The sequence below is a fragment of the Gordonia sp. PDNC005 genome (assembly GCF_016919385.1).
Taxonomy (GTDB): domain Bacteria; phylum Actinomycetota; class Actinomycetes; order Mycobacteriales; family Mycobacteriaceae; genus Gordonia.
In genome coordinates this window covers 1,925,015-1,951,992 of the sequence record NZ_CP070351.1, presented here as the reverse complement: position 1 = coordinate 1,951,992, position 26,978 = coordinate 1,925,015, and the positions used below count along the sequence as shown (strand labels likewise).

The following is a 26,978-nucleotide window of genomic DNA, read 5'->3' as shown; positions in this document are numbered from 1 at the left end:
ACGCCGACCGAGACGAAAGGACCGACGATGACCCCGACTGCGATGATCCCGACTGGGATGATCCCGACTGGGTTCCTTGCGGGGGATCGGCCGGCCGAACGCGGCACGCACGTGCTCGTCGACGAGGAGACGACACCCCGTCGACTTGTGCTTCGCACGATGTGGGGAGCCAACCGCTACACGATTCCGGCGATGATCCTCGTCGTCCTGCACTTCGTCGGCGAAGCGCTGGTGCCGGTCATCATGGGCCTGGCGATCGACCGAGCCGTCCTGACGCAAGACTGGGACGCGCTGTTGAGGTGGCTGCTCGTCCTCGCCGCAGATTTTGCGCTCCTGTCGTTCACGTGGCGTTTCGGCGACCGGATGGCCGTGTACGGGCTCAACGTGATCGAGCACCAGTTTCGGATGCGAGTCACCGACCGCATGCTCGACCCGGCGGGCACCGACGGCCCGGCACGCCTGCCGGGCACCGCGCTGAGCATCGCGACCTCGGACGTCGGACGGCTGTCACGTGCGGTGCTCCTGGCGGTGTTTCCGGTCGGCGAGATGGCGTCCGTTGTCGTTGCCGGCGTGATCCTGCTCTGGATATCGTGGCCGCTTGGGGTCGCCGTCCTGCTCGGCGCGCCAGCGATGTTCTGGATCCTCGACAGGGCAGGAGCCCCGCTGCGCTCCAGGACTGAGCAGCAGCAGGAGTCCGTCGGATTGGCCGCGGGCACCGCGGGTGATCTCGTCGCGGGGTTCCGGGTGCTCAAAGGCATCGGAGCCGAGGGAGAAGCCGCGAAACGATACCGAGCGGCCAGTGGGCGGGCGCGTGACCACGCGATCGCTGCGATGCGGACCGAGGGCGCGTACGTCGCACTTCTGCAGACGGTGTCGTCGATCTTCATCATCGCGGTGGGTCTCGCAGCGGGAGTCATGGCGGTCGACGGGCAGATGGGCCTCGGACAGTTGATCACCGTCGTCGGTCTGACTCAATTCATCATGGGCCCGCTCAACGCGATCGGCACCAACTTCGGCGCCGTGTGGAACGGCGCGGTCCCCAGCGCCGCGCGTGTCCTGTCGGTACTCCAAGCCGGCCCCGGAGTACGCGCCGGTGTTGAACGTGAAGCGACGGGACCACTAGAGATACGCGGCCACCACGGCATCCCCGACATCGACGTTCCGGAGCGAGGGCTCACCGTGATCAGCGCCGACCAGGCCGCTGCGCGCGCGCTCACCGCTGCACTGGCGCGCGAAGAGGCGCCTTCAGGGTCGTCTGTCCGAGTCGGAGGAGTCCACATCAACGACCTCGAGCTGGCCGCCGGTCGCACGGTAGTCCGCGTCGCGCCGCACACTCCGCACCTGTTCGAGGGTTCCGTCGTCGACAACATCGCGGCCGTCGCCGACAACGGTCAAGCGGGCGCCGATCAGGTCACCCGTGCAGTGTTCGCCGCGGCCTGCGACGACGTGGCCGCGGTCCTCCGCGACGGCCTGGACACACCGGTCGGCGAAGCCGGACAGATGCTGTCCGGAGGTCAGCGCCAGCGAGTCGGCTTGGCTCGGGCGTTGGCAGCCGAGTCTGCTTTCCTCGTCCTGACCGATCCGACGACAGCGGTGGACTCGATCACCGAGGCGACAGTCGTCGAACGTGTGCGCGCCGCCCGATCCGACGCCGCGACCATCGTGTTCACCCAATCGCCGGCGTGGGTCGCCGCCGCCGACACCGTTGTCCGACTCGACGCCGCAGCACAGGAGGCCAACAGATGAGCGACCGGCCCGATCACGTCTACCTGCCGGTCGCCGACTGGCGGCGCACCATCCGGCGCCTGCTGACGCATCTCGGTCGGCACAAGGCTCGGTTGGCGGCGGTTGTCGTCGCGATGGCCGCCTCGGGAGCCTTCGGGCTGGTGACGCCACGGCTGCTGGGATCCATCGTCGACGTCGTTGCGACCGGTGGAGACGCTTCGGAGGTGCTCGTTCGTGCGGGGCTGATGGCACTGGCGGCGATCGCCTGCGCAGGTTGCGCGGGAATCGGCATCGCCGCCGCCGCCACCGTCTTCGAAGCGGTGCTTGCCGACCTGCGCGAGGAGATGCTGGAGACCGTTCTGCGACTCCCCGTGGCGCGGGTCGAGGCTGCGGGCAGCGGAGATGTCCTCTCCCGGGCCACCGACGACGTGGACAAGGTGAGCGAAGCGATCGGAAAAGCGCTGCCCGCACTGCTCATGGCGCAAGCGGGCGTGGTCGTCACGGTGATCGGTCTGGCGGCGATCGACTGGCGGTTCCTGCTTGTCGCAGTCGTCACTGCGCCGCTGTACGTGATGACCGCGCGCATGTACATCCGGCATGCACCCGCCGTTTATGCCGCTGAACGCACTGCGGCGGCCGATCGTGCCCACCACGTCCTGGGGCCGGTGCAGGGATTGCCGACGGTCCGCGCCTTCGATCTCGGACGGCCGCTGAGCAACCGGATCGACACGCATTCGTGGGCTGTGGTCCGCCGCGCGATGCAGGCGGTGGTTCTGCAGAACAGGCTGGCGGGACGATTGAATCTCGGTGAGTTCATCGGCATGACCGTGATCCTTCTGGTCGGATTCGCGCTTGTCGGCGACGGCGCGATCACAGTCGGTGCGACAACTGCGGCCATGCTCTTCTTCCTCGCGCTGTTCGACCCGATCGGGCAGGTCATGTACGTGCTCGACGATCTGCAGTCCGGCGCCGCGGCGCTCGGTCGCATCGTCGGGGTTCTAGACATGCCGCGCGACGACGTGCCGTCCGACGACGGTCGAAACCAGGACGACGGCTCGGGCCTCGTCGCCGACGGCGTTCACTTCGGCTACTCGGTCGACCATCAGATCCTCCACAACGTCTCGGTCGCGGTTCGGCCGGGTGAGCACGTTGCGCTGGTCGGCATGTCCGGTGCTGGAAAGAGCACTCTCGCGACGATCCTCGCGGGCATCCACCCCGCGGGACGGGGATCGGTGACGCTCGGAGGGACGCCGGTGCTCGACATCCCGGACGCCGACCGGGCTCGGCGAGTCGCTCTCCTGACTCAAGAGGTCCACGTGTTCTCCGGGCCTCTTCGAGAAGACCTCATGTTGGCTCGACCCGACGCGGACGTCGAACGGATCTGGGCTGCTCTCGAGACCGTCGGCGCAGCGGACTGGGTTCGAGGCTTGGACGCGGGGCTGGACACAGTTGTCGGGGAGCATGGACACCAGGTTGACGCGATGGTGGCGCAGCAACTGGCTCTTGCCCGAATCGAACTGCTCGATCCTGACGTGGTCATCGTCGATGAGGCCACGGCCGATGCGGGCAGCGTCGGCGCGGGTGTACTCGAAGAGTCTGCAGCGGCTGTGCTCGCGGGACGGTCGGCATTGATCATCGCCCACCGCCTCAGCCAGGCCGCCGTGGCAGATCGCATCATTCACCTCGAAGGTGGGCGAGTGGTCGAATCCGGCCCGCATGCGCAACTGGTGGCGTCGGGAGGCCGCTACAGCGACATCTGGCGCGCGTGGGCGAATGGACGCGGCATCGTCTGAGATCGACGGCACAAGTGCCATTCACAAGAATATAGGTTAGGCTAACCAAAGATCGAACGATCCGCGTTCGGCGAAATGAACGAACGACTCTCGAAGGATAGAGGCAACACGTGCTCATGCGAACCGACCCGTCAAGCGTTATCGACATCGTGGGCATCGGATTCGGGCCGTCGAATCTCGGCTTGGCGATCGCGATCGAAGAACACAACAGCACGGCGCCGCAGGCGGATCGGCTCACCGCGACATTCGTCGAGTCGAAACATGCGTTCGCATGGCATCCGGGCATGCTGCTCCCCGGAACGACCATGCAGATCTCCTTCCTCAAAGACCTCGTCACACAACGCAACACGACGAGTGAGTTCTCGTTCTTGAGCTATCTCGCGGACCGGGGCAGGATGGCCCACTTCATCAACCATCAGACGTTCTTCCCCACGCGACGAGAGTTCCACGACTACCTCGGGTGGGCTGAGAAGAAGGTGTCGGCCGACGTTCGCTACGGCGCCAGGGCCACCGCCGTCGCGGAGGCCGACGGTCACCTCGTCGTCGAGGCGACCGGACCGAACGGGCCGATCACGCTGAACGCACGAAACGTGGTCGTAGCCGGTGGCCTGCGCGAATCGCTGCCCGAGGGAGTCACCTCCTCGGCTCGCCAGTTCCACAATCATCGCCTTCTCGATCACCTCGACGGGTTGCCGTCGACTCGGCACAACCGCTTCCTCGTGGTCGGTGCAGGCCAGAGTGCGGCGGAGGTCGTCGAGTACCTGCACGACAACTACCTCGACGCCGAGGTTCACAACGTGTTCGCGAAGTACGGGTACGTGCCCGCCGACGACAGTCCGTATGCGAACCGGATATTCGACGCCACCGCTGTCGACGACTTCTACTCGGCCGATGAAGCTCAGCGCGCTTCGCTCCTCAACTACCACCGTTCGACCAACTACTCGTGCGTTGATCTTGACCTCATTCGGGAGTTGTACCGCCGTGAGTACGCCGAACACGTCGATGGAGACCGGCGACTGTTCATGCGCGGTGCATCCAAACTCGTCGGCTCGGATGAGACCGACGACGACGTGCAGGTCACGATCGAGAACCTGCTCACCGGCGATGCGGAGACGATGGCCGTGGACGCGGTGGTGTACGCGACCGGCTTCACGCCCACCGACCTGAGCAGCCTGCTCGGCGACCTGGTGGAGCCTGATCAGGCGAACGGGGGAGTCGATCGCGACTACCGCGTCGTCACGACTCGGCCCATCTCGGGAGCCGTCTACACCCAAGGCGGAACCGAACACACGCATGGGCTCACGTCGTCGTTGCTGTCTAACATCGCGATACGTTCCGGCGAGATCCTCGAGTCGGTCCTGTCGGCGCGCGCGTTCTCTCGCACAGCCTGAACTGACACCGGCGAGAACACCCTGTGTCAGGGTGGAGACATGCTGCGCACACTCGCCGACGTCATGGGATCAGTCGCCGCCTCGTACGGTCTCAACGAGGCCAACCCGCTTGCGGTGCAACCGAATCGTGATGTTGTCGTCCTGCTGATCGATGGGCTCGGTGCGGAGCTCGTCGCTCGCCACGCCGATATCGCGCCGACGCTGAACTCCCATGTCGCTCACGTTGTCCAGGCGGGTTTTCCCGCCACCACGGCGACGAGTCTGACGACTCTCGCCGTCGGCGCCCCGTGCGCGGTCCACGGGGTGGTCGGTTACAGCTTCGCGGTGCCGCAGGCGGGCGACATCCGCACACTCAACGCATTGCGGTGGACACTCGATTCGGCACAAGGGCCAGATGCGCGCGACCTTGTAGAGCCCGAGGCCGCACAGCCGGTGAACAGTCGGCTTCAGGACCTCGCCGCTGCGGACATCGATGTCCATTACGTCATACCGGGGTACCAGGCGACCTCCGGGCTCACCCGAGCCGCGTTCCGGGCCACCGGCGTCCTCCACCCGGCCAAGACTCTGGATGAACTGCGCGACGGAATACTTGCAGTTGCGCGACACGACGGCCCGCAGCGACGTTTCGCCTACGCGTACTACCCCGATCTCGACATGAACGGTCACCTGCACGGGCCCGAGTCGTCGGAATGGCTGGCTGTCCTGAAAACCGTCGACGGTTTCGTCGCCGATCTGTTCTCCGACCTCCCGACCACGTGCACGCTGCTTGTCACCGGGGACCACGGAATGATCCGTGCAGGCACGGCAGTCGATCTTGACGCAGACGTCGACCTGCACCGGGGAGTTCGGTTGATCGCAGGCGAGGCGCGAGTTCGGCACGTATACCTCGACAACGCATCGGCTCGAGACGACGTGGCTTCGGCGTGGGCGGGAGCCCTGGGTTCTCACGCGAAGGTGGTCACCCGCGAACAGGCGTTGGAGGAGCACTGGTTCGGGTCGATGGCGCCGTCGGATCTCGTACGGGCGCGTATCGGCGACCTCATCGTCGTGGCCGAAGGCGACACCGTTCTGGTGCGGCCGGAAGCCGAGCCCATCGAAGCCGCGATGCCGGGTCACCACGGTGCGTGGACGGCGGACGAGCAACTGGTGCCGGTGGTGAGCAACCGATGATCAATGTCCGCGCAGTGACGGTGACGGCATTCGCTTTCACCGTCGCCATGATCGGGACCACGATTCCGACTGCGCTGTACCCGATCTACTCTGATCGACTCGGCTTCACTTCGCTGACGGTGACCGTGCTCTTCGCCGTGTACGCAGTAGGTGTGTTCACAGCTCTCCTTCTGTTCGGGCGTGTCTCCGACCAGGTCGGACGTCGCCCGGTTCTGATCGCGGCGCTTGTGTTCGCCGTCCTCAGCGCGGCGGTCTTCTTGGTGCCGCCGAGCCTTGTGACTCTCATTGTCGGACGGTTGCTCTCCGGAGTGAGCGCAGGCCTGATGACCGGCACCGGAACAGCCGCGATCATCGACCTGTATCCGGTGGGGCGTCGGGCCACCGCGGGCGTGCTGGCCGTCGCGGTCAACTCCGGGGGTCTCGGGCTCGGCAACCTGTTCGGCGGGGTTGTCGCCGATCTGAGCGCGTCCCCGCTGGTGGTGCCCTTTGCCATCCATCTCGGTCTCACGCTTCTCGCGATGGTCGGTCTGCTCGTGTTCGGGGTCGACGATCGACGACGCGGTGGTCTGGTGCTCCGTCTCGAGCGTTTGACCGTGCCGCGCGAGATCCGAGGGGCCTTCGCGCGCGGAACTCTGTCCGCCGGCGCGGGCTTCGCCTCGAGCGGCGTGCTCACCGCGACGACTGGGCTCTTCCTGGTGCGTTACCTGGGAATCTCCAGCCATTCGGCTATCGGTGCCATCGTCTGCCTGATCTTCACCTGCGTTGCACTAGGGCAACTCCTGACCAGGCGTATCCCGTCGCGGTGGGCGATGCCTGGCGCCTGCGGTGTGCTTGTGCTGTCGGCCGGGCTGCTCGCCTGGGCGTTGGCCGGTGAAGTGCTGGCGCCTCTCATCGCCTCAGCCGTCGCGGTCGGCCTCGGGTGCGGTGTGTGCATGAACGTCGGCTTGTCGACAACAGTCGAACGTGTCCCTGCGTCACTTCGTGGTGGCGTGTCGTCGGCGTTCTTCGCGGTCATCTACATGATGCTCGCGTTTCCCGCGGTCGGCGTCGGGCTCCTTGCGATCCCGCTCGGCCTCCGAGAGGCAGGCCTCGTGTTCGCAGGCGTTGTTGCGCTCCTTGCGGCCGCCGTCGGTGCGTCGGACCTGCGGGCCTCGGCGCAGTCTCACCCGTGATCCGGCCGTCTGCGGGAACCCTTTGCTCTCCGGCGGTCACGCCGGCAGGAGCGGGTCGTCGCCACCGGGAATCAATCATCTAGACCTCAGTCAGCCGGCGAAGGAACTGAATGGTGCGCTCTTCTGACGGGTTGTCGATCACGGCCGACGGGGACCCGCGCTCGCCGATGACGCCTTGATCTACGAACAGCACCTGATCGGCCACCTTCCGGGCGAAGGCGATCTCGTGCGTGACGACGACCATCGTCCAGCCCTGTGAGGCGAGGTCTTTGATCACCGCGAGGACACCGCCGACGAGTTCCGGATCGAGGGCGGACGTCGGCTCGTCGAGCAGCAGAACCTTGGGCTTCATCGCGAGCGCACGGACAATGCCGACCCGCTGCTGCTGGCCGCCGGACAGCTGGCTGGGATAGGAGTCGAGGCGATCGCCGAGACCCACGCTCTCCAAGAGTGCACGCGCATCGGCGGTGGCCTCGGCGACCGGCCGCTTCTGCACGATCACGGGGCCTTCGATGACGTTCTCCAGCACCGTCTTGTGCGGGAACAAGTTGTGGCTCTGGAATACAAAACCCGACTGCGCACGGTATTCGGTGATGGCTTCACGTTGCGGGCGAGTCGAGAAGTCGATCGTCGAGTCGGCCACTCGGATCACACCCGCGTCGGGCAGATCGAGAGCGTTCAACGACCTCAGCAGTGTCGTCTTTCCGGAACCGGAAGGTCCGATCACCGCGGTCACGGTGCCCTCGTCGACGGTGAAATCGATGCCGCGAAGCACCTCGAGTCCACCGAACGCCTTGTGCAGCCCTTGGACGGAGATCAGTTCGGTCATGATGCGATGAACCTTCCGAGACGAAGCTCCAGTCGACCCTGAAGCATGGACAACACCAGGCACACCACCCAGTAATAGACGGCGGCAGTGACGTAGAGGGGGAGGAACTCGAAGGTTGGCGCGGCCGCGATCTGGGCGGTGCGGAACAGCTCGGTCACGAGTATCACTGAAGCCAGTGATGTGTCCTTGACCAGGGAGATGAGGGTGTTGGACAGTCCGGGGACCGCGATGCGGGCCGCCTGCGGAAGGATGATCCGCCGCATGGTCGTCGCATAGTCCATGCCGATCGTCTGTGCGGCCTCGGTCTGTCCGCTCGGCACCGAGATGATCGCGGCACGGATGATCTCGGCGGCGTAACCGCCCACGTTCAACGAGAACGCCACGATCGCGGCCGGGAACGGCTCGACCTTGATCCCGATCTCGGGCAGCGCATAGAAGATGATGAACAACTGGACCAGTAGCGGTGTGCCGCGAATGATCGAGATGTAGACCCGCGCGAGCCAGGCCACCCCGGGTCTCTCGGACAGACGGGCAAGCGCGACGACCAACGCGATCACCAGGCCGATCACGAAGCTGATCGCCGCGAGCGGGATCGTCGTGGTGACCGTGGCTTTCGCCATCGGCCACAGGTTCGTGCGGACGAGATCCCATGTCGACTGAGGCTCGGCGGCCTTCTGGACGGCGCCGCTGGCATCGGTCTTCAGGTAGCGCTTCGATATCTCGCTGAGCGTCCCGTCGGCCTGCAGTGCTTCGATGGCCTTGTTGATGTCGGTGGTCAACGGACTGCCTCGCGGTGCGGCGAACGCGGACTCACTGCGCTCACCGACCTTCGCGGCGATCTTCACGGTGGTGTCACCGGTCTCGGCGAGGTACGCGTACACCGAGAGACTGTCGTTGACGGTGGCGTCCACCCTGCCCTGCCTCAACAGGGTGATGGCCTGAGCGAAACCTTCGACTGTCTCGACTCGGGCACCGGCCTTCGTCGCGACCCCGGTCCAATTACTGGTCGCCGACTGCGCCGACGTTCGCCCCTTGAGATCGTCGAGTGACGTGATCGACGTGTCGTCAGCACGTGTCACGATGACACCTTCGCCGACCGCGTAGGGGATGGACATCGAGTACTTCGACTCGCGCTCGGGTGTGATCGTCACCTGGTTCGCGACCACGTCGAACCGATCGGCGCCCAATGCCGCGAACAACGAATCCCACGGCGCTTCGACGAACTCGGCACGCTTGCCCATCTTCTCGGCGACGGCCTTCGCCACGTCCACGTCGTAGCCGGTCAGTTCGCCCGTGGCGGGGTCGTGGAAGCTGAACGGCGAGTACGTCCCCTCGGTTCCGAAGCGGATGACGCCCGAGTTCCCCGAGTCTGAACTCGACGAACAGGCCGTCAACAGACCGAGGGCCGCCACGAGCACGACGAGAAGCGGAACGATCGCCCGCACACGGGAAGTCATGGTGACCAGTAAACGCGCTCACCTTCGGTACGGGACCATTTGGGCCCACTCCGAGCGTGGAACACTGGAGGGATGACCGACGCGACTGACCAGACCAATCCGCGCGCGACCGTCATCACCGTCTCGGACCGGTGTGCGGCGGGTGACGCCGTCGACGTCTCGGGCCCGCTGGCGCAGCAGATGCTGATCGAGGCCGGCTGGGACGTCGACGTCGTGGTGGTTCCCGATGAACGCGAACGCATCACGTGGGCGATCATGGGCGCGGTGGACGAGAAGTCACGGCTTGTCATCACGACAGGTGGCACCGGTGTGGGACCGCGCGACGTGACTCCGGAAGCGACCGCGTCGTTGTTGAATCCGGAGGTGCCCGGCATCGCCGAGACGATCCGTTCCGTCGGCGTCGCGGTACTGCCTCAAGCGATGCTGTCGCGCGGCCGGTCGGGCATCGTCGACGGTGCGCTCGTGGTGAATCTCGCGGGATCGACGGGTGCGGTCAAGGACGGTGTACCAGTGATCCTGCAGGTGGCGGCACACGTCGTGTCGCAAGTGGACGGAGGTGACCATGATCGTCTTCGCGCGGATCAGTGACACCCCGCTCGACGTGACCGAGCACCTCGACGCCGTGGTCGAGCGGTCGGCGGGCGCCACAGCACTGTTCGTCGGGACGGTGCGCGACCACGACCCGGACGCGACCGGCCGCGTGGAACGCCTCGAGTACAGCGCTCACCCCGACGCACCGACGATCCTCACGTCGATTGTCGACGGACTGGACGCTCCGGGCATTCGGATAGCTGTCAGCCATCGTGTCGGTGATCTCGCCGTGGGCGACGTGGCGATCGTGTGCGCGGTCTCGGCCGCACACCGACGTGATGTCTACGCGGTGAACCGCGATGTGGTTGAGCGTGTGAAGGCCGAACTGCCCGTCTGGAAGAAGCAGGTGGAAGCCGACGGCACATCGTCGTGGATTGGCCTGGGCGGTCTCGTATGACGCCGCCGTTGGTCGATCGATACGGGCGCGTGCATCGTGACCTGCGGATATCGCTGACCGACAAGTGCAATCTCCGATGCACCTACTGCATGCCCGCGGACGGCGTTCCGTGGATCGCGAAGCAGAACCTGCTGACCACGGACGAGATCGAACGAGTCGCGGTCGTGTTCGCCGACCTCGGCGTCGACGAGGTCCGCCTGACCGGCGGTGAACCGCTCTTGCGGCCCGACGCCGTCGACGTGGTGCGGCGACTGGCCGCGATCCAGACGCGCGATGGCACGCTGAGGGTGTCGATGACGACAAACGGGATACGCCTCGCCGCGGTGATGCCCGAGCTCGTCGACGCAGGCCTGGAACGCGTCAACATCAGCCTCGACACGTTGCGCCCGGAACGTTTCCAAGAGTTGACCAGGCGAGACCGTTTCGGCGAGGTGATCGCAGGCATCCGCGCTGCACGGGACTCGGGCCTGCGCCCGCTGAAGGTCAACACCGTCGCCATGCGCGAGGTCAACGACGACGAGCTTGTCGACCTGCTCCGGTTCGCTATCGACCACGACGCCGAACTCCGCTTCATCGAACAGATGCCGCTCGACGCCGGACACACCTGGTCCCGAGCCGAGATGGTCAGTGGCGCCGAGATTCTGGATCGGCTCTCGGAGGCGTTCGACCTCACGGAACTGCCCGGTCGGGGCGCAGACCCCGCAGCCCTGTACTCCGTCGACGGCGGCCCACGCACAGTCGGCGTCATCGCATCGGTCACCGCGCCGTTCTGCGGCGCGTGCGACCGTGTTCGCATCACTGCCGACGGCCAACTCCGCAACTGCCTGTTCGCCCGAGACGAGTCCGACGTCCTCGGGCTCCTGCGGTCCGGGGGGTCGGACGCCGATCTGGCCGCGATGATTCGCAGGTCCATCACAGGAAAAGCGCCAGGTCACGGAATAAACGACGTGGACTTCCTCCAGCCCGACCGGCCGATGTCGGCGATCGGCGGCTGAGCGGGCCTCGGGTGTGCTGGCTCGTCAGCCGCCCGCGAACGGCGGCAGGACATCGACCGTCGCAGTGTCGGGGACAACGGTGTCGTCGGAGAGCCGGACGCCGTCGACCATGAGTGAACACCGTGCCAGAACGGCCGGGAACTCGACGCCGTTGCCTGCGGAGAGCGCCCGCCGGAGCTCACCGAGCGTCATCGAGCCGGCCACCTGTTGCTCCCGGCGCCCGGCTGCTTCGGCCGCGCCCGCGAAGAGCCGGATCCTCACGCGCGAGCCTCGATGAGAGCTGAGACAGCTGTCTGGGCGTCGGCCACCGTGCTTCCACGTGCGACGGCGAGACCGACAAGGAAGGTGCTGATCGGGCCGGCCGGACGAGCGACGCCGTGAGCCACGTCGCGCGTCAGATCGAGGAGCTCGTGCACCGGAACGTCGACATCACCAAGCCCGAGCTCACGGCTCAGGTCGGCGATCCATGCGTCGAGATTCGGTGACTGCATGTCAGTCATGGATTGTTCCCTTCGTTCGAAGCCGATAGTCCGCCACCTCGGCCCAGGTGTCCAGGTCGGCTGTGGCACCAGTGTGATCGTGGACGGCCCGTAAATTCAGGCCGTCGACGAGTTGTCGCATGGACGCCCCGTGTGGAGCACCGATCCTGGAGAGGGCGGACCCCAGAGCGGCCGTCCGATAGCGACCCGCGAGCCATTGGGCCCGCCCCGCGGCGTCGACAAGGATCACTCCGTCGTCGTCGCCGATGGGCTCGTCAGCGAGACGTTGGACGATCTCGGTCGCGCGCGGCAGGTCACACGCCAGTAGCCAGACGTCATCGTCTTCGACAGCCTGCATTGCTGCGGCGATGCCCGCGACCGGCCCGCCGAAAGGCGGGTCCTCGCGCAGAACGGTCACCCCCGGACGGGCGAGCGTGTCGGGGCCGACGGCGATCACCTGCGGGCAGGCCGCGACCGCCGCGAACACGTGGTCGATGAGACTCCGACCGCGCACCGTGATCGAAGCCTTGTCGGCGCCGTCCAGCCGGGTGGCGCGTCCACCGCCGAGAACGATGGCGGCGGTCATCGCTGCCAGTCGCCGCTCTTGCCGCCAGTCTTGCGGATGAGGCGGATCTGCTCGATCTCCACGGACTTGTCGAGACCCTTCACCATGTCGACGACGGCGAGTCCCGCGACAGACACCGCGGTCAACGCCTCCATCTCCACTCCGGTGCGATCCGCTGTCCGGACAGTCGCCGTGATCGCAACACCCACGTCGGTCACCTCCAGATCGACGACGGCGCCGTGCACGCCGATCACGTGGGCGAGAGGCAGCAGATCCGCAGTCTTCTTGGCCCCAGCGATGCCGGCGATCCTGGCGACCGCCAGGACGTCGCCCTTCGGAGTCGAACCGTCGCGGAGGGCGGCGACGATCGTGGCAGTGCAACGAACAAAACCCGTCGCCGTTGCACTGCGCACCGTCGGCTGCTTCTCGGTCACGTCGACCATGCGGGCCTGACCGGCCGCGTCGAGGTGAGTGAACGGATGTCCCTGCGTCACGTCAACACCATCACTTCCACCGCTGCGCCTTCCTCGACCCGCTCGATTCCGGCCGGAACGATCGCCAGTGCCTGTGCGACAGACAATGAGCTCACCAGATGCGAGCCGCTGCCGCCGGCCGTGGCCGGGCGGACGGTTGTGTCGTCGAACACCACCGGCAGGACCTGAGTCCGCCCCGGCGGAGTGCGCCAGCCGACAGCAGCGCGCCTGGTGACCCGGCGCCGGTCGACGTCGGATCGACCGGCCAGGGTGAGCAGTGCTGGTCGTACAAACATCTCGAACGACACTGCGACGCTCACCGGGTTGCCGGGTAGGCAGAAATAGAGGGCGCCGTCGGTGCCGACGCCGAAGCCCTGGGGTTTGCCGGGCTGCATGGAGACGGGCCCGAACTCGATGCTCCCGGTGCGATCGAGTACCGCCTTGACCACGTCGAATGCTCCTACGCTCGCTCCGCCCGACAGTACGACGACATCGACGTCGACTCCGTCGAGCACGGTGATCAGGTCGGATTCGTCGTCTGCCACGGTGTGCACGGCCACTACGTCGGCACCCGCGGCGGCGGCTGCGGACGCCAACAGAACCGAGTTCGACTCCGGGATCTGTCCGCGTAGCGGCTCACCCGACGGCGCGATCAGTTCCGACCCCGTGGACACGACTGCGATGCGAGGCGATCGGCGGACGTCGACCACGTCGTGGCCTGCGGACGCCACCGCCGAGAGCTGCCACGGCCCGAGAACGGTCCCGGCGCCCACGGTCAGGGATCCGGCTTCAGCGTCTTCACCTGCCCGTCGAATGTGCGCGCCGGGGCGGGGTGCTGTCGTCACGATGATCCGGTCGGGCGCGGCGGCGCGGACCTCGGTGCCCAGATCAGTGTGCTCCAGGGGAACCACCGCGTCGGTGTCGGTCGGGACTGGTGCACCGGTCATGATGCGGGCGGCCTCGCCCGGTCCGATCGCCGGATCGAGCGACGATCCAGCGGGGACGTCGGCCACGACGCGCAGTTCGGCTCCTGCAGTCGCGTCCACGCCGTGTACGGCGTAACCGTCCATGGCGGAGTTGTCGAACAAGGGGACCGGCCAGCGAGACCGGACGTCCGAGGCGAGGACCCGTCCGAGAGCCTCGCTGAGCGGGACAGCCTCGACGGGAAGCGGCGCCGCGGCGTCGAGTATGCGAGCACGATGCTCGTCCACGGTTCTCACAGGGAAGCGGTCCTTTCGGCCCATGCGGCGTAGCCGCCGTCGAGCAGGGCGATGTCGGCGGTGGGGTGGACGGCTCGCAACGCCGCGGCGGCGACCCTCGCGCGGGGTCCGCGCTGGCAGTAGACGACGGTCAGTGTGCCGACGCCGACGGCGGCGGCGTCGGCGAGCAACATGTCGAGGGGGATCGGCGTCGCGCCGGGGATCGCTCCGGCGGCGACTTCGTCGGGTTCGCGGACGTCGAGGATCACGGTGTTCGGGAGATTCGGGTCGGCGAGCGTCGAGGTGTCGACCCTCCGAATTCCGGCGACGTCGGTCTGAGGCGCGAGCGGGACCTCGTCGATGCGGGCGGTGAGCCCGTCGAGGACAAGCATCCGTCCCAGGATCGGGTCGCCGATCCCGACGATCAACTTCACGGCCTCCGCGGCGAGAATCGAGCCGAGTTGGCCGCACAGAGCACCGAGTACACCCGCTTCGGCGCAGTCCGGGACTTCTCCGGGCGGCGGCGGGGCTGGGAACACGTCGCGAAGGGTGACCCCCAGGCCGGCGGGCGGCGACGACCAGAACACCGTCGCCTGCGCGTCGAACCCCAGCACCGATCCCCATACGAGTGGGATGCCGAGGTCCTCACAGGTGTCGGCCACCAAGTACCTGGTGTCGAAGTTGTCGGTGCCGTCGATCACGAGGTGGTAGTCGCCGAGTACCGCGGATGCGTTCGCCGCGGTCAGGCGCTCGACGTGTTCGACGACGCGCGTATGAGGCGACATCGAACGGATGCGGGCCGCGGCGACGGACGTCTTGTGAGCACCGACGTCGTCGACGCCGAACATGATCTGACGCTGCAGGTTCGACAGGTCGACGGTGTCGTCGTCGACGATTCCTATGGTTCCAACTCCTGCCGAGGCGAGGTACGTCAGAGCGGGCGAGCCGAGACCGCCTGCGCCGAGAACACACACGCGCGCGGCCGCGAGACGACGTTGGCCCACGTCTCCGATCGAGGCCAGCCGGATCTGCCGCGCAGCGCGGGTGTACTCGTCCGGCGGCAGGGACGGCGCGGGTTCCACCAGCGGAGGCAGCGGCATGGAACAACAGTATCGCCTGCTCGCTCCTTCCCGTCGACCTCCGCATTCACGGAGTACTTGGCCAAATGAACACGCAGCTGCGGTGCTAGGGTCGCACGATGACGGTCTTTCGGATCGGCCGCGCTGCCGAACTCCTCGGCGTCAGCGACGACACCCTCCGGCGGTGGATCGACGCGGGCCGCATCGAGTCCCACACCGACAAGGCCGGACGCGCAGTAGTCGACGGTGCGGATCTCGCCACGCTCCTGACCGCCGAGTCGCGTGATCCCGGTGATCCCATCAACCGTGGATCGAGCGCCCGCAACCGGTTCGTCGGCATCGTCACCGACGTGCTGAGCGACACGGTCATGTCTCAGGTGGAACTGCGCTGCGGACCGCACCGCGTGGTGTCCCTGATGTCGACAGAGGCGGTCCGGGAACTCGGCCTCGAAGTCGGTTCCCTCGCCACCGCCACCGTGAAAGCCACGACGGTCATCGTCGAGACGTCGGCCACTGCCGGAGAGGCCGATCGATGAAGCGGACACGGGCACTGATCGTTGCTGTTCTCGCGGCTGTCAGTCTGCTGGTCGCCGGGTGCGGAAGCGATGCATCCGGGACTCGCTTGACGATTTTCGCCGCGGCGTCGCTTCAAGGCTCATTCGACGAACTCGTCGAGGCGTTCACCCGCGTGCACCCCGACATCGACGTGGCGCCGATCGTCTACGACGGCTCGCAGGCGCTGGCTCAGCAGATCGTCGAGGGGGCCGACGTCGACGTGATCGCGTTCGCGAGTCAGAAGAGTCTCGGCCCCGTCGTCGACGCGAAGAAGTCCAACGCGGGTGTCGTGTTCGCGACGAACACCCTGCAGATCGCAGTCGCGCCGGGCAACCCGAAACGCATCACAGGGCTCGCCGACCTGACGAAGGGCGGGGTCGCGACGGTGCTGTGCGCTCCCGAGGTGCCGTGCGGATCCGCTGCACAGACTCTCCTGAAAGACGCGGATGTGGCCGTGACGCCGGTCAGCGAGGAGACGAGCGTGACCGCAGTCCTCACTCGCGTACGCAACGGTGAAGCCGACGCGGGACTGGTGTACACGACCGATGTCGCCGGGGCGAACGGGGCTGTCGTCGGTGTCACCCCGGCCAATGCCGCCGTCGCGATCAACAGGTACCCGATCGCTGTCGCCACCGACGCGACGCTCCCCGACGAGGCACGATCGTTCGTCGACTTCGTCCGGGGTCCCGCGGGCCAGGCGATCCTGCGAAAGCACGGTTTCGGCGCGCCGTGAGTCTGCCTCGCGTCCTGTACATCCCGGCTGCGTTCGGGACGGCGTTCCTGATTCTGCCGATCGTCGGCCTCGTGTCGCGCGTGCGCTGGGCGACGCTCGGCGACGACCTGTTCTCCCACGCGTCGATGACCGCGCTGCGACTGTCGCTGGTGACTGCCGCGGCGGCGACCGTGGTGTGCATCGTTCTGGGTCTGCCGATGGCTGTTGTCATGGCGCGCGCTGCGCGTCGGACGGCATCGCTGCTGCGGACCCTGGTCCTGGTTCCGCTTGTGCTGCCGCCGATGGTCGGTGGCCTCGCGTTGCTGTCCCTGCTCGGTCGGTCCGGTCTGATCGGGGAGCCGATCTTCACCTGGAGCGGCCACAGTCTGCCGTACACGACGGCGGCAGTCGTCGTTGCACAGTCGTTCGTCGCGCTGCCGTTCTTCGTGATCACCGTCGAGGGAGCACTCCGCACATCGGGGGTGAGTCACGAACAGATCGCGGCCACGTTGGGTGCAGGGCGGTGGCGGGTGTTGTCGCAGATCACCGTCCCGCTTGTGCTTCCCGGCCTCGTCGCGGGCACTGTCCTGGCGTTTGCACGGGCACTCGGTGAGTTCGGCGCGACCGCGTTGTTCGCGGGCAATGCGCCGGGAGTCACCCGAACGATGCCTCTCGCCATCTACACCGCGTTCAACGGGGTCGGTGTCACACAGGACTCGGCGGTCGCGCTGTCGCTCCTGCTGTTGGTCAGCGCAGCGATCGTGGTGTGCGGCCTGCGATCGTGGCGTGAGGACGCGGTCCGATGACGGGTTCGCTCTCCGCGGACATCGTGGTGAACAGGGGGCCGTTCCCCGTCACGGCGTCCTTCGATGTCGAACCCGGCAGATGTCTGGCGATCCTCGGGCCCAACGGGGCCGGCAAGTCGACGATCCTCGCCGCACTGGCCGGCCTCGCTCCGCTCGCGTCGGGAACGGTGTACCTGAACGGGCGCCTGCTCGAGAGCGCGGGTGGTGGACGAGTGCCTCCGGAGGATCGGGGAGTGGCACTTCTCGACCAGCGGTCACGACTGTTTCCGCACCTCACCGTGGAGAAGAACCTCTCCTTCGGTCCACGGGCACTCGGCCTGCCACGAGCTCAGGTGCGGACAGTCGTCGACGGGTGGCTCGAACGGCTCGGGCTCGCCGATCGGGCCCGGGCCAAACCTCACGAACTGTCCGGCGGACAGCAGCAGCGCGTCGCGATCGCGCGGGCATTCGCGTCGCGACCGAGCGTGATCCTGCTCGACGAACCTTTCGCGTCGCTCGACGCCGAGAGCGGGCCGATCGTCCGGCGGGTGCTTGCCGAGGAACTCGCGCGTACCGGGACCACCGCAGTCCTGGTGACCCACCAACTCGCGGACGCCTGGCAATGGGCCGATGAGTGTCTGGTCCTCGACCGCGGTCGTGTGGTGGAGCACGGTGCCCCGGACCAGCTGACGATGCGTCCGCGCCGAGAGTTCACTGCTCTGTTGGCCGGGTTCGGAGTATTGCGCGGCAGGTGGACCGGGTCAGCCCTGAACGTCCGCGGTGTGGAACTTCCGGGCGACGCGGAGCAGGTGCTCGCGGGACAGGTAGCCGTCGGAATCGTCGCCCCGCGAGAGCTGGTCGTGTCCACCCGATCGGGTCGTCCGGGTGTGCTCACGGCAGTGGTGACGGGTGTGTCGGTACAGGCGGGTGTGGTGTGCTTGGACACGGATGCCGGCATCTCCGCCGAACTGACGGTGGACGTGGCGCGGGCGCTGGGAGACGGCGCGCTTCCGTCCCCGGGCGACAGTTTCGACTTCGCACCTCGTGGGCTTCGGGTGGTACCGGCAGACGAATGAGGGTCACCGGACGTACTGTCGAAGCGTGGGACGAATTACCGCTCGGTGGCCGATCACCAAGATGTCGGTGGCGCAGAGCAACAGCACTCGAGTCGACGTGCTCGCGGTCGAGGAACCGCTTGAGTTGAGGGTCGGCGGGTCGCCACTGGTCGTGACCATGCGGACGCCGGGAAACGACGTTGATCTCGCTGCGGGATTCCTCGTCTCCGAAGGGATCGTCCGCCGCCGCGATCAGTTCGTCGCGGCCATCGCATGCGGGGGCCCGGGTACCGGAGGCGGCCAGAACACCTACAACGTGCTCGACGTGACGCTCGCCGCCGACGCGGAGCTGCCGAGCAGGGATCACGCACGATCGTTCTCCATGACAAGCGCCTGCGGCGTGTGCGGGAAGGCGAGCATCGATGCGGTGTCTACGGTGTCGACCTTCGACGTCGCCGCCGACGACGTCCAAGTGTCCGCCGACGACCTGTCGCGACTGCCCGACAAGCTGCGCGCCGAGCAGACCGTCTTCGCCAAGACCGGCGGACTGCACGCTGCGGCGTTGTTCGACGCCGACAGCGGTGAACTCCTCGTGCTCCGCGAAGACGTCGGGCGACACAATGCGGTCGACAAGGTCGTCGGCTGGGCACTCCGCGAGAACTTGCTGCCGCTGCGGCGAATCGTGCTCGCGGTGTCCGGGCGCGCGAGTTTTGAACTCGTCCAGAAGGCGGTGATGGCCGGGATTCCGATGCTGGCCGCGGTCTCCGCGCCGTCGTCGCTCGCCGTCGAACTCGCCCGCGACTCCGGAATGACACTCGTCGGCTTTCTCCGCGGACGCACCATGAACGTGTACACCCACCCCCAGCGGGTCGAGAACCCGATCGGCGTCACCGAAGGAGCAGTGTCATGACCGACTCGATCCACGGACAGAAGCAGGTCCCGGGGTTGCTGGCCGACATGCCGCGCCAGGGCGGGTTCGGCCCGTCGACGACCAAACCGTGGTCGAGTTCGCCGTATCACCATCCGGCGGCGGCGTGGGGCGCCGCCAGGTCGGTCTCGAAGGTGCTGATCTCCGAACGTGAACTGTTCGCGGGCACCAAGGCGATGCTGGAGATGAACCATCCGGTCCGCGGCTTTGACTGCCCCGGCTGCGCGTGGCCCGACTCGAATCACGGCGTGAAGCTGGACATCTGTGAAAACGGAATCAAGCACGTCACCTGGGAGATGACCCACAAGCGCGCCGACGCCGACTTCTTCGCCCGACACACAGTCGCGGAACTGTCCCAGTGGACAGACTTCGACCTCGAAGACGCGGGAAGGCTGACGGAGCCACTCGTGTACGACGCGTCGAGCGACCGGTACGTCCCCATCAGCTGGGACGATGCGTTCACGTTGGTCGGCGAGGAGTTGCGCGGCCTCGACAGCCCGAGCGAGGCGGCCTTCTACACGTCCGGCCGACTCAGCAATGAGGCCACCTTCCTGTATCAGCTCTGGGCTCGGGAGTTCGGCACCAACAACCTGCCCGACTGCTCGAACATGTGTCACGAGGCGTCCGGTCGTGCCTTGACGGCATCGATCGCCACGGGCAAGGGAACCGCGTCACTCGACGACTGGGACGCATGCGACCTGCTGCTGGTGCTGGGTGTCAACGCGGCGTCGAACGCGCCGCGGATGCTGACGTCGCTCGCCCATGCGGTCAAGCGCGGTGCGCAGGTGGTCCACATCAATCCGATGAAGGAAGTCGCGTCCACCCGGACGATCGTCCCGCACGAGGTCCTCGAGATGGCGATGTTCAAATCAACGGACACCGGCACCATGGATGTGCAGGTGCGGCCGGGAGGCGACCTCGCGCTCATCCGCGGCGTCGCGAAAGCAGTGTTCGAAGCCGAAGACGCGGCCCCCGGAAGCGGTGCGCTCGATCACGAGTTCCTCGACAGGTTCACCCGCGGGTTGGACGAGTACCGGTCGATCGTCGACGCCGCGACATGGGACGACCTGACCGCGCAGGCCGGGGTGAGCGAGAGCGACATCCGGGCGTTGGCGAAGCTGTACCTCGCGTCGCCGCGCACCATCATCTCGTGGTGCCTCGGCGTCACCCAGCACGAACACGGAGTCGACACGGTCCGCGAATTCACCAACCTTCTACTTCTGCGCGGAAACATCGGCCGGGAGGGGACGGGACCGTCGCCCGTCCGCGGGCACAGCAACGTGCAGGGCAACCGGACATGCGGCATCGACCACCGGCCGAAAGAGGCGTTCCTCGCCGCGCTCGACGCGGAGTTCGGGATCACCTCGCCGCGTGAGCACGGGCTCGACACGGTGAAGACCGTCGCAGGAATGAACGACGGGACGGTGAAGGTGTTCGTCGCACTCGGTGGAAACTTCGTCCTCGCCGCACCTGACACCAAGTTCACCGCACAGGGGCTGACTCGATGTGACCTCACAGTGCAGGTCAGCACCAAGCTGAACCGAAGCCACCTCGTCCACGGGCGCAAGGCGCTGATCCTGCCGTGCCTGGGTCGTACCGAAGCGGACGTGCAGGCGAGCGGAGCCCAGGGAGTCTCGTGCGAGGACGCCATGAGCAACGTCCAGCTGTCCGCGGGCAAGCGGAAGCCCGCGTCACCACACCTCAAGTCGGAGCCTGCGATCCTCGGCGGAATGGCTCGAGCGACACTGCCGACGAGCGCAACGCGTTGGGAGGCGATGGTCGACGACTACGACTTGATCCGAGACGCGATGTCGCGGGTGCTGCCCGGGTTCGAAGGGTTCAACGACCTCGTTCGACGCCCGCAGGGCTTCCGGATCCCGCAGGCGGCTCGGGAGCGGATCTTCCGTACACCGAGTGGTCGCGCCGAGTTCAGCCACGCGCCGACTCCCGATGTGATTCCGGCGTCGTCAGACGTCCTGGTCCTGCAGACGATGCGGTCGCACGATCAGTGGAACACCACGATCTACTCGAGTGACGACAGGTACCGCGGCATCAAGAATCTCCGCGAACTGGTGTTCATGAATCGCGCCGACATGGACGACAGGGGACTCTCCGAAGGCGCGTACGTCGACATCGTCTCGACGTCGAAAGACGGTTCGCAGAGATCCCTGAGCCGGTACCGAGCGGTCGGATACGACCTGCCACGAGGTGCGGCCGCCGGCTACATGCCCGAGATGAATGCGTTGATCGGCGCGGCGGATTACAGCGTTCAGAGCGACCAGCCACTGATGAAGAACGTGCAGGTCCGCGTCACCGCGTCGGCGTGAGGGCCACCCCGGCCGCGACGACTGCTATCCCCGCCGCGAGCCAGAGCAGCGGAGTCTGCCCTACGCCGACGACGCGTCCGCCGATGAACGCACCCAGAGCGATCGATGCGTTGAAGACACCGGCGTAAAGGCCCGTCACCTGTTCGATCCGGTCGGGCGCGGCCGTTGTCATCCACAGCTGACCGGTCACCGAGACGCCTCCGTAGGCGACGCCCCACAGCACGATCCCTGCCATCGCGGCGGCCGGCACAGCGCCGAGAGTCGCGAGGACGACAACGGCGACGGCGATGCCGACACCAAGAGTCGCCATGCACGCTCGTGGAGCCCGCGACGCCACCGATCCTGCGACGAAGTTTCCGACGAGACCGCCGACGCCGTACACGAGCAGCGCAATCGTGACAGCGGCTGCAGTGAATCCGGAGTGCTCCTCCAGGAGCGGCCGGACGTACGTGTACGCGGCGAAGTGGGCGGTCACCACCGACGCCACCGTGAACGCGCCGATCATCACGGCCGGACGCAGCAAGCGCGGCCGAACGAGGCCGGTCGGTGACTCGACCTCCGGTGGGCGACGCATCTCCGGCATGACGCGCAGCGCAACACCGCCGACGACTGCTGTGGCGACTCCGATACCGATGAAAGCCGCCCGCCACCCGAACACGTTCCCGATGAGGGTTCCCAGCGGAACGCCGAGTACTGAGGCGGCGGCCACCCCGCCGATGACGATCGACACCGCCAGCGGACCGCGTCGCCCCGGAACCAGTCGGGCTGCGAGCGCGGACGCCATGCCCCACACTGTCGCCATGCCGAGCCCCACCAGGAGCCGCGACCCCAACAGCGCGGGCAGACTGCTCGCGACGGCCGTCATCACGTCGCCGACGGCGAGCACCACGAGAGCGGTCACCAGGACCGTCCGTCGATCCCGTCCGCCCAGCAGGTGAGGCACCACGGGCGCCACGACTGCGGCGACCAGCCCGGTGACGGTCACCGCCAGCCCGATCGAAGCGGGGGACGTCGCGAGGTCGGACGACATCGGGGTGAGCACACCGATCGGCAGCATCTCGGCGGTCACCACGAGGAAGGTCCCGGCGGCGATCACGGCGACACAGGCCCAGGGGCGGCGCGATGCGGACGGTGGGGAAGGCGATGCAACAACAGGTGAAAGACATTCGGTCACACCATCGATTCCACCCGTGGGGTGCACGCCGATCAACGCCGACTCTCTCACTGATCGATCACTTAAAGTGATCGATATGACCTCACGCCAACCGACGATGCACCAGGTGAACGTGCAGCAGATCGAGTGCCTGATCACGCTCGCCGACGAACTCCACTTCGGCCGCACCGCGGAACGGCTCGGCTACTCGCAGTCGCGTGTGAGTCAACTGATCGGTCAACTCGAACAGCGAGTGGGGGCACGGCTCGTCGAACGCACCAGCAGGCGGGTGGCGCTCACACGCGTCGGCGAGCAGTTCGTCGACGAGGTGACACCCGCATACGCCGGGCTCCTGACGACCTTCCGACGTGCCCGCGACCGCGCGATGCGCGGCGCCCTCGAGGAGGTCAGGATCGGGTTCAGCGGGATGGTGTACGAGCAGGTGACGGCGGCCTTCCTGGAACTCCGCAGAACTCACGGAGTACGTGTGCACAGTGTCGATCTGCCACTGGGGTCACCGTTCACCGCACTGCTCGCAGGCGATGTCGACGCCGCCATCGTCGAACTGCCCTCCGACGACGACCGACTCGTCATCGGGTTCGAGTTCCCGGCGCAGGATCGACTCGTGGCCGTCGGTCGCGGGCACACCTTCGCTGATCGAGAGGCGATCGACGTCGAAGACCTCGCGGTCCTCGACATGCTGCACCGCGACGGCGACGCGCCCGAGCACTGGAAGCTGGTGCACACCCCGGTCGTCACCCCCAAGGGGCTTCCGATCGTGTCCACGACGGGTGTGACAAGCATGCAGCAGGGGCTGGTGCTGGCCGCGACCGGTGACCACGCGATGCTCGTCTGCCGGGCGTACATCGAGTACAACCCGAGGTCGGACGTCCGGTTCATTCCGGTGCGGGGGCTGGAGAACACGAGCCGTCTTGGACTCATGTGGCGGGCGGATGCGGCGGCGCCTCAACTCACGGCATTGGCCGAACTGCTCGCGACCACAGTGCGCTGACCGCTCCTTCCCCTTCCACCATAACCTCTGGAGGTGGGCTTGCCGCAAGGCCCCGTGGCGGGTGCACAATGGTCCACTCACCGACGAGAGGGCTCTGTGACCAGCACTGTTTTCCGACTTTCCGCCGCCGCCAAAGGCGCGCCCGGCCTCATCGAAGCCGACATCGCTCACCTGTCGAGGGTCGCCGCCCGGATCGTTGAGCAGACCACCCGGACAAAGGACGAACTGTCGGCGGCACGCCGTCTCACCGACCTGCGCGGCGGTGCCGGTGTGGAACGAGACCTGGAGATCCGCCGGCTCGAGACCCGCCTGCGGACGTTGTCTCGGCTCGGCGCCGATGTGGTGCTCGGCCGGATCGACCCGCGTGACGGCGAACCCGTCTACATCGGGCGGATCGGCCTGAGCGACGCCGACGGCACGACGCTTCTGGTCGACTGGCGCACACCCGATGCCGCGCCGTTCTTCGCCGCGACCCTCGCCGATCCCCGCGGACTGTCGAACCGGCGTCACTATCGGTGGGCCTCAGGTTCGATCGTCGACTACTGGGACGAGAGATTCACCGGCGACGACACCGCATCGGCGGCGCTGGACGCGCAGTCGGCGTTCATCGCGAGCCTCGGCGCGAGCAGGTCGTCCACGATGCAGTCGGTGCTCGGAACCATCGCCGCCGATCAAGACGCGGCGATACGTGCCTCGTCGCGAGGGGTGCTGCTGGTGGACGGTGGGCCGGGTACCGGCAAGACCGTCGTCGCGCTCCACCGCGCCGCGTACCTGCTGTACTCCGATCCCCGCCTGCAGGGAGGCCGTGGGCGGCTCCTGATCGTCGGACCGCACCGCCCGTATCTCGCGTACATCTCAGACGTGCTGCCGAGTCTCGGCGAGGAGGGTGTCACCGCCTGCACACTCGCCGAGACCGTCGACGGTGGAGAGCGCTACCCCGCCGACGCTGATCCACGTGTCACCGCGCTCAAGTCGAAGACCGCGATGGTCGAGGCGATCGAACCGGCTGTGGCGTTCTACGAGGAGCCACCACGCGACGGCACGGACATCGACACCGACTACGGCGATTTCTGGATGAGCCCCGCCGATTGGGCAGAAGCGATAGCCGCCGTCCCGCCGGGGACCCTGCACAACGAAGCCCGCGGAGACCTCTGGGCCGCGGTGCTCGACATTCTCGTCGACACGATCTCCGACAACGCCGATGCGGGCGTCGTGCGGGCCGAGCTGTCCCGCAACGCTGATCTGCATCGTGCGATCGGCAGGGTGTGGCCGCTCATCGAACCCGAGGATCTGGTCTCAGACCTGTGGAGTGTGCCCGCCTACCTGCGTCGATGCGCGCCCGAGCTCAGTGGAGACGAGATCGGCCTCCTGCAACGCGACGACCCGAAGGCCTGGACAGCCGAGGACGTCCCACTGCTCGACGCCGCGGCCCGCCGGCTCGGCGACTCGGGGGCCGCCCGCCGCGCCGCCGCGGCGAGAACCGAGAGCGCCGAACGTCGCCGGGTGATGGACAGCGTCGTCGACGACCTCATCGACGCGGCCGACGACGCAGGGAGTCTCGTGACCATGCTCCGCGCCGAGGACATCGCGGGAGTGATCGTCGACGACTCGGACCTGTATCGAGCGGAGCCGGATGCGCTCGCCGGCCCATTCGCGCACATCGTCGTCGACGAGGCACAGGAACTGTCGGACGCCCAGTGGCAGATGCTGATCGCCCGGTGCCCCTCGGGCAGCATGACGATCGTCGGGGACCGCGCGCAGGCACGCGACGGATTCACCGAATCGTGGGAGGAACGCTTCCGGCGCGTCGGACTGACTCGCGCCGCGCTCGGCGAGATCACAACCCGCACACTCACCGTCAACTATCGGACGCCGGCGGAGATCATGGCGGTCGCCGGACCGGAGATCACGGCAGCCTTGCACGACGCACGCGTTCCGACAGCTGTCCGGGCGTCGGGGGAGCCGGTCAGATTCGGCGTCGCGACAGACCTGGACACCATCGTCACCGCGTGGCTCGCCGACAACGACGGGACCGTGTGTGTCATCGGCGCAACCGCCCCCGTCTCCGACCCGCGCGTTCGAACGTTGACGCCGGTCACCGCGAAGGGACTCGAATTCGACCTCGTCGTCCTCGTGCAGCCCGAGCAGTTCGGAACGGAGATCGCAGGAGCCGTCGACAGGTACGTCGCCATGACGCGCTCGACCCGCGAACTCGTGATCCTTCGATAGGGTCCAGGTCATGGACTTCACGACGATCGGGCACGACCTCGACGACGGCATCCTCACCGTCCATCTGAGCCGCCCGGACAACCTCAACGCGTTCACCGTCGAGATGGCGAACGAACTCGAGTACACATTCACGTCCGTGAACACCGACGACTCGGTGCGTGCGGTGATCGTGACCGGCGACGGTCGGGCGTTCTGTGCTGGCATGGATCTGGCGAGCGACGGAAACGTGTTCGGTCTCGACGAGTCGGCCACACCGACGCTCCGGGACATGACCGACCTCGACGACCCTTCGCTCGAACGGATCCGGGACACCGGCGGTCGGGTGACCCTCGCGATCCATGCGTGTCGAAAGCCAGTCATCGCCGCGATCAACGGTGCCGCGGTGGGTATCGGCGCGACGATGACGCTCCCCATGGATGCGCGGCTGGTGTCGACGAAGGGCCGCATCGGGTTTGTGTTCGGCAGGCTCGGCATCGTGCCGGAAGCGTGCTCGACCTGGTTCCTGCCACGCATCGTCGGGATGCCCGCAGCACTCGACCTCGTGTATCGCGCGGACATCCTCGACGCGGCGGCCGCGAAGGAGGTCGGGCTGGTGCAGAGTGTGCACGAACCCGATGACCTGCTCGTGCAGGCGCGCGCGCTCGCCGATGCGTGGACAAAGGGCCGCTCGCCGGTGTCGGTGGCGTTGATGCGGCAGATGCTGCTCCGCAACTCCGCGGCGCCCGACCCGGCGGACGCTCACCGCGTCGACTCGCTCGCGATGTTCTACACGAGCATCGCGGACGGCGACGAAGGCGTCCGTGCATTCGTGGAGAAGCGAACGCCCGACTTCACCTCGCGCGCGTCGCAGATGCCGCCGTTCTACGCCGAATGGGCGGGCGAACCTCACTAGGGCGGTCGCGGTCTC

The 26,978-nt window shown here is 67.0% G+C and carries 26 protein-coding genes; 17 read left to right on the top strand and 9 right to left on the bottom strand.

Translation table 11 applies throughout. The features are described from left to right. The first annotated feature begins 27 nt into the window (after window positions 1–27). From JVX90_RS09275 to JVX90_RS09255, 5 genes are all read left to right on the top strand, one after another. Entirely contained in the window at window positions 28–1,746 is a 1,719-nt protein-coding gene (locus tag JVX90_RS09275) for an ABC transporter ATP-binding protein (protein ID WP_240194119.1), read from the top strand. Further along, the gene (locus tag JVX90_RS09270) at window positions 1,743–3,518 is read left to right on the top strand and encodes an ABC transporter ATP-binding protein (RefSeq protein WP_205332047.1); all 1,776 of its coding nucleotides are present in this window, start codon (window positions 1,743–1,745) and stop codon (window positions 3,516–3,518) included. The genes JVX90_RS09275 and JVX90_RS09270 overlap by 4 nt, the downstream gene beginning before the upstream one ends. 116 nt (window positions 3,519–3,634) lie before the next feature. After that, window positions 3,635–4,909 carry a SidA/IucD/PvdA family monooxygenase gene (locus JVX90_RS09265; RefSeq protein ID WP_205332359.1) on the top strand — a complete coding sequence of 425 codons (1,275 nt, stop codon included), beginning with the start codon at window positions 3,635–3,637 and terminating at the stop codon, window positions 4,907–4,909. 39 nt (window positions 4,910–4,948) lie between these two features. Next, window positions 4,949–6,079 carry an alkaline phosphatase family protein gene (locus JVX90_RS09260; RefSeq protein WP_205332046.1) on the top strand — a complete coding sequence of 377 codons (1,131 nt, stop codon included), beginning with the start codon at window positions 4,949–4,951 and terminating at the stop codon, window positions 6,077–6,079. Further along, a complete protein-coding gene (locus tag JVX90_RS09255) occupies window positions 6,076–7,251 on the top strand; it encodes an MFS transporter (RefSeq protein WP_205332045.1) in 1,176 nt (391 codons plus the stop codon). Before JVX90_RS09260 ends, JVX90_RS09255 begins: the two co-directional genes overlap by 4 nt. Window positions 7,252–7,330: 79 nt before the next feature. Here the strand turns inward: JVX90_RS09255 and JVX90_RS09250 are convergent, their stop codons facing one another. Together JVX90_RS09250 and JVX90_RS09245 are read right to left on the bottom strand one after the other, a co-directional pair. Further along, on the bottom strand, window positions 7,331–8,080 hold the full coding sequence (locus tag JVX90_RS09250; RefSeq protein ID WP_275889949.1) for an amino acid ABC transporter ATP-binding protein: 750 nt from the start codon (window positions 8,078–8,080) through the stop codon (window positions 7,331–7,333). Beyond that, the gene (locus tag JVX90_RS09245) at window positions 8,077–9,537 is read right to left on the bottom strand and encodes an ABC transporter permease subunit (RefSeq protein WP_205332044.1); all 1,461 of its coding nucleotides are present in this window, start codon (window positions 9,535–9,537) and stop codon (window positions 8,077–8,079) included. The genes JVX90_RS09250 and JVX90_RS09245 overlap by 4 nt, the downstream gene beginning before the upstream one ends. A gap of 72 nt (window positions 9,538–9,609) precedes the next feature. Between JVX90_RS09245 and JVX90_RS09240 the strand changes: the two genes are divergently transcribed. Genes JVX90_RS09240 through moaA form a run of 3 tightly spaced genes read left to right on the top strand, consistent with a single transcriptional unit; the run spans window position 9,610 to window position 11,520 of the window. Continuing rightward, a complete protein-coding gene (locus tag JVX90_RS09240) occupies window positions 9,610–10,125 on the top strand; it encodes a MogA/MoaB family molybdenum cofactor biosynthesis protein (RefSeq protein ID WP_205332043.1) in 516 nt (171 codons plus the stop codon). Then, window positions 10,100–10,525, top strand: coding sequence for a molybdenum cofactor biosynthesis protein MoaE (locus JVX90_RS09235; RefSeq protein ID WP_205332042.1), 426 nt, complete (start codon window positions 10,100–10,102; stop codon window positions 10,523–10,525). Before JVX90_RS09240 ends, JVX90_RS09235 begins: the two co-directional genes overlap by 26 nt. Further along, a complete protein-coding gene (gene moaA, locus JVX90_RS09230) occupies window positions 10,522–11,520 on the top strand; it encodes a GTP 3',8-cyclase MoaA (RefSeq protein WP_205332041.1) in 999 nt (332 codons plus the stop codon). Before JVX90_RS09235 ends, moaA begins: the two co-directional genes overlap by 4 nt. 24 nt (window positions 11,521–11,544) lie before the next feature. Here moaA and JVX90_RS09225 read toward each other — a convergent pair whose 3' ends face one another. Genes JVX90_RS09225 through JVX90_RS09200 form a run of 6 tightly spaced genes read right to left on the bottom strand, consistent with a single transcriptional unit; the run spans window position 11,545 to window position 15,336 of the window. Then, complete coding sequence (locus tag JVX90_RS09225; RefSeq protein WP_205332040.1) at window positions 11,545–11,781, bottom strand: MoaD/ThiS family protein; 237 nt, start codon at window positions 11,779–11,781, stop codon at window positions 11,545–11,547. Next, on the bottom strand, window positions 11,778–12,020 hold the full coding sequence (locus tag JVX90_RS09220) for a DUF6457 domain-containing protein (protein WP_205332039.1): 243 nt from the start codon (window positions 12,018–12,020) through the stop codon (window positions 11,778–11,780). Before JVX90_RS09220 ends, JVX90_RS09225 begins: the two co-directional genes overlap by 4 nt. After that, a complete protein-coding gene (locus tag JVX90_RS09215) occupies window positions 12,013–12,585 on the bottom strand; it encodes a molybdenum cofactor guanylyltransferase (RefSeq protein WP_205332038.1) in 573 nt (190 codons plus the stop codon). The genes JVX90_RS09220 and JVX90_RS09215 overlap by 8 nt, the downstream gene beginning before the upstream one ends. Further along, on the bottom strand, window positions 12,582–13,058 hold the full coding sequence (moaC, locus tag JVX90_RS09210) for a cyclic pyranopterin monophosphate synthase MoaC (RefSeq protein ID WP_205332037.1): 477 nt from the start codon (window positions 13,056–13,058) through the stop codon (window positions 12,582–12,584). Before moaC ends, JVX90_RS09215 begins: the two co-directional genes overlap by 4 nt. Continuing rightward, a complete protein-coding gene (glp, locus tag JVX90_RS09205) occupies window positions 13,055–14,257 on the bottom strand; it encodes a gephyrin-like molybdotransferase Glp (protein WP_205332035.1) in 1,203 nt (400 codons plus the stop codon). Before glp ends, moaC begins: the two co-directional genes overlap by 4 nt. Further along, a complete protein-coding gene (locus JVX90_RS09200) occupies window positions 14,254–15,336 on the bottom strand; it encodes a ThiF family adenylyltransferase (protein ID WP_205332034.1) in 1,083 nt (360 codons plus the stop codon). Before JVX90_RS09200 ends, glp begins: the two co-directional genes overlap by 4 nt. Before the next feature lie 98 nt (window positions 15,337–15,434). Here JVX90_RS09200 and JVX90_RS09195 point away from each other — a divergent pair, with 98 nt between their 5' ends. Genes JVX90_RS09195 through JVX90_RS09170 form a run of 6 tightly spaced genes read left to right on the top strand, consistent with a single transcriptional unit; the run spans window position 15,435 to window position 21,677 of the window. Beyond that, window positions 15,435–15,851 carry a TOBE domain-containing protein gene (locus JVX90_RS09195; protein WP_205332033.1) on the top strand — a complete coding sequence of 139 codons (417 nt, stop codon included), beginning with the start codon at window positions 15,435–15,437 and terminating at the stop codon, window positions 15,849–15,851. Continuing rightward, on the top strand, window positions 15,848–16,603 hold the full coding sequence (modA, locus tag JVX90_RS09190; RefSeq protein ID WP_205332032.1) for a molybdate ABC transporter substrate-binding protein: 756 nt from the start codon (window positions 15,848–15,850) through the stop codon (window positions 16,601–16,603). The genes JVX90_RS09195 and modA overlap by 4 nt, the downstream gene beginning before the upstream one ends. Further along, window positions 16,600–17,388: an ABC transporter permease gene (locus JVX90_RS09185; protein WP_205332031.1), complete on the top strand. Its 789-nt coding sequence runs from the start codon at window positions 16,600–16,602 to the stop codon at window positions 17,386–17,388. The genes modA and JVX90_RS09185 overlap by 4 nt, the downstream gene beginning before the upstream one ends. Beyond that, window positions 17,385–18,443 (top strand): ATP-binding cassette domain-containing protein, encoded by a 1,059-nt coding sequence (locus tag JVX90_RS09180; protein WP_205332030.1) that lies wholly within the window; start codon window positions 17,385–17,387, stop codon window positions 18,441–18,443. Before JVX90_RS09185 ends, JVX90_RS09180 begins: the two co-directional genes overlap by 4 nt. A 25-nt stretch (window positions 18,444–18,468) precedes the next feature. Beyond that, the gene (fdhD, locus tag JVX90_RS09175; RefSeq protein WP_205332029.1) at window positions 18,469–19,332 is read left to right on the top strand and encodes a formate dehydrogenase accessory sulfurtransferase FdhD; all 864 of its coding nucleotides are present in this window, start codon (window positions 18,469–18,471) and stop codon (window positions 19,330–19,332) included. Continuing rightward, window positions 19,329–21,677: an FdhF/YdeP family oxidoreductase gene (locus JVX90_RS09170; protein ID WP_205332028.1), complete on the top strand. Its 2,349-nt coding sequence runs from the start codon at window positions 19,329–19,331 to the stop codon at window positions 21,675–21,677. Before fdhD ends, JVX90_RS09170 begins: the two co-directional genes overlap by 4 nt. Here the strand turns inward: JVX90_RS09170 and JVX90_RS09165 are convergent. Further along, window positions 21,661–22,773 (bottom strand): MFS transporter, encoded by a 1,113-nt coding sequence (locus JVX90_RS09165; protein ID WP_240194118.1) that lies wholly within the window; start codon window positions 22,771–22,773, stop codon window positions 21,661–21,663. The two genes, JVX90_RS09170 and JVX90_RS09165, sit on opposite strands and share 17 nt — an antisense overlap. 154 nt (window positions 22,774–22,927) lie before the next feature. Between JVX90_RS09165 and JVX90_RS09160 the strand changes: the two genes are divergently transcribed. The 3 genes from JVX90_RS09160 (at window position 22,928) to JVX90_RS09150 (ending at window position 26,963) form a co-directional block, all read left to right on the top strand. Continuing rightward, a complete protein-coding gene (locus tag JVX90_RS09160; RefSeq protein WP_240194117.1) occupies window positions 22,928–23,842 on the top strand; it encodes a LysR family transcriptional regulator in 915 nt (304 codons plus the stop codon). Window positions 23,843–23,938: 96 nt separating this feature from the next. After that, complete coding sequence (gene helR, locus JVX90_RS09155; protein WP_205332026.1) at window positions 23,939–26,071, top strand: RNA polymerase recycling motor ATPase HelR; 2,133 nt, start codon at window positions 23,939–23,941, stop codon at window positions 26,069–26,071. Window positions 26,072–26,081: 10 nt separating this feature from the next. Then, entirely contained in the window at window positions 26,082–26,963 is an 882-nt protein-coding gene (locus JVX90_RS09150; RefSeq protein WP_205332025.1) for a crotonase/enoyl-CoA hydratase family protein, read from the top strand. Window positions 26,964–26,978 lie beyond the last annotated feature (15 nt).

Coding starts and splice junctions, on each gene's coding strand:
- JVX90_RS09195 (WP_205332033.1), top strand. CDS start 15,435: ATGACGGTCTTTCGGATCGGCCGCGCTGCCGAACTCCTCGGCGTCAGC.
- JVX90_RS09200 (WP_205332034.1), bottom strand. CDS start 15,336: ATGCCGCTGCCTCCGCTGGTGGAACCCGCGCCGTCCCTGCCGCCGGAC.
- JVX90_RS09245 (WP_205332044.1), bottom strand. CDS start 9,537: ATGACTTCCCGTGTGCGGGCGATCGTTCCGCTTCTCGTCGTGCTCGTG.
- JVX90_RS09150 (WP_205332025.1), top strand. CDS start 26,082: ATGGACTTCACGACGATCGGGCACGACCTCGACGACGGCATCCTCACC.
- JVX90_RS09170 (WP_205332028.1), top strand. CDS start 19,329: ATGACCGACTCGATCCACGGACAGAAGCAGGTCCCGGGGTTGCTGGCC.
- JVX90_RS09180 (WP_205332030.1), top strand. CDS start 17,385: ATGACGGGTTCGCTCTCCGCGGACATCGTGGTGAACAGGGGGCCGTTC.
- JVX90_RS09235 (WP_205332042.1), top strand. CDS start 10,100: ATGATCGTCTTCGCGCGGATCAGTGACACCCCGCTCGACGTGACCGAG.
- modA (WP_205332032.1), top strand. CDS start 15,848: ATGAAGCGGACACGGGCACTGATCGTTGCTGTTCTCGCGGCTGTCAGT.
- JVX90_RS09265 (WP_205332359.1), top strand. CDS start 3,635: ATGCGAACCGACCCGTCAAGCGTTATCGACATCGTGGGCATCGGATTC.
- JVX90_RS09240 (WP_205332043.1), top strand. CDS start 9,610: ATGACCGACGCGACTGACCAGACCAATCCGCGCGCGACCGTCATCACC.
- JVX90_RS09250 (WP_275889949.1), bottom strand. CDS start 8,080: ATGACCGAACTGATCTCCGTCCAAGGGCTGCACAAGGCGTTCGGTGGA.
- JVX90_RS09160 (WP_240194117.1), top strand. CDS start 22,928: ATGACCTCACGCCAACCGACGATGCACCAGGTGAACGTGCAGCAGATC.
- JVX90_RS09270 (WP_205332047.1), top strand. CDS start 1,743: ATGAGCGACCGGCCCGATCACGTCTACCTGCCGGTCGCCGACTGGCGG.
- JVX90_RS09260 (WP_205332046.1), top strand. CDS start 4,949: ATGCTGCGCACACTCGCCGACGTCATGGGATCAGTCGCCGCCTCGTAC.
- JVX90_RS09255 (WP_205332045.1), top strand. CDS start 6,076: ATGATCAATGTCCGCGCAGTGACGGTGACGGCATTCGCTTTCACCGTC.
- JVX90_RS09215 (WP_205332038.1), bottom strand. CDS start 12,585: ATGACCGCCGCCATCGTTCTCGGCGGTGGACGCGCCACCCGGCTGGAC.
- JVX90_RS09275 (WP_240194119.1), top strand. CDS start 28: ATGACCCCGACTGCGATGATCCCGACTGGGATGATCCCGACTGGGTTC.
- JVX90_RS09220 (WP_205332039.1), bottom strand. CDS start 12,020: ATGACTGACATGCAGTCACCGAATCTCGACGCATGGATCGCCGACCTG.
- moaA (WP_205332041.1), top strand. CDS start 10,522: ATGACGCCGCCGTTGGTCGATCGATACGGGCGCGTGCATCGTGACCTG.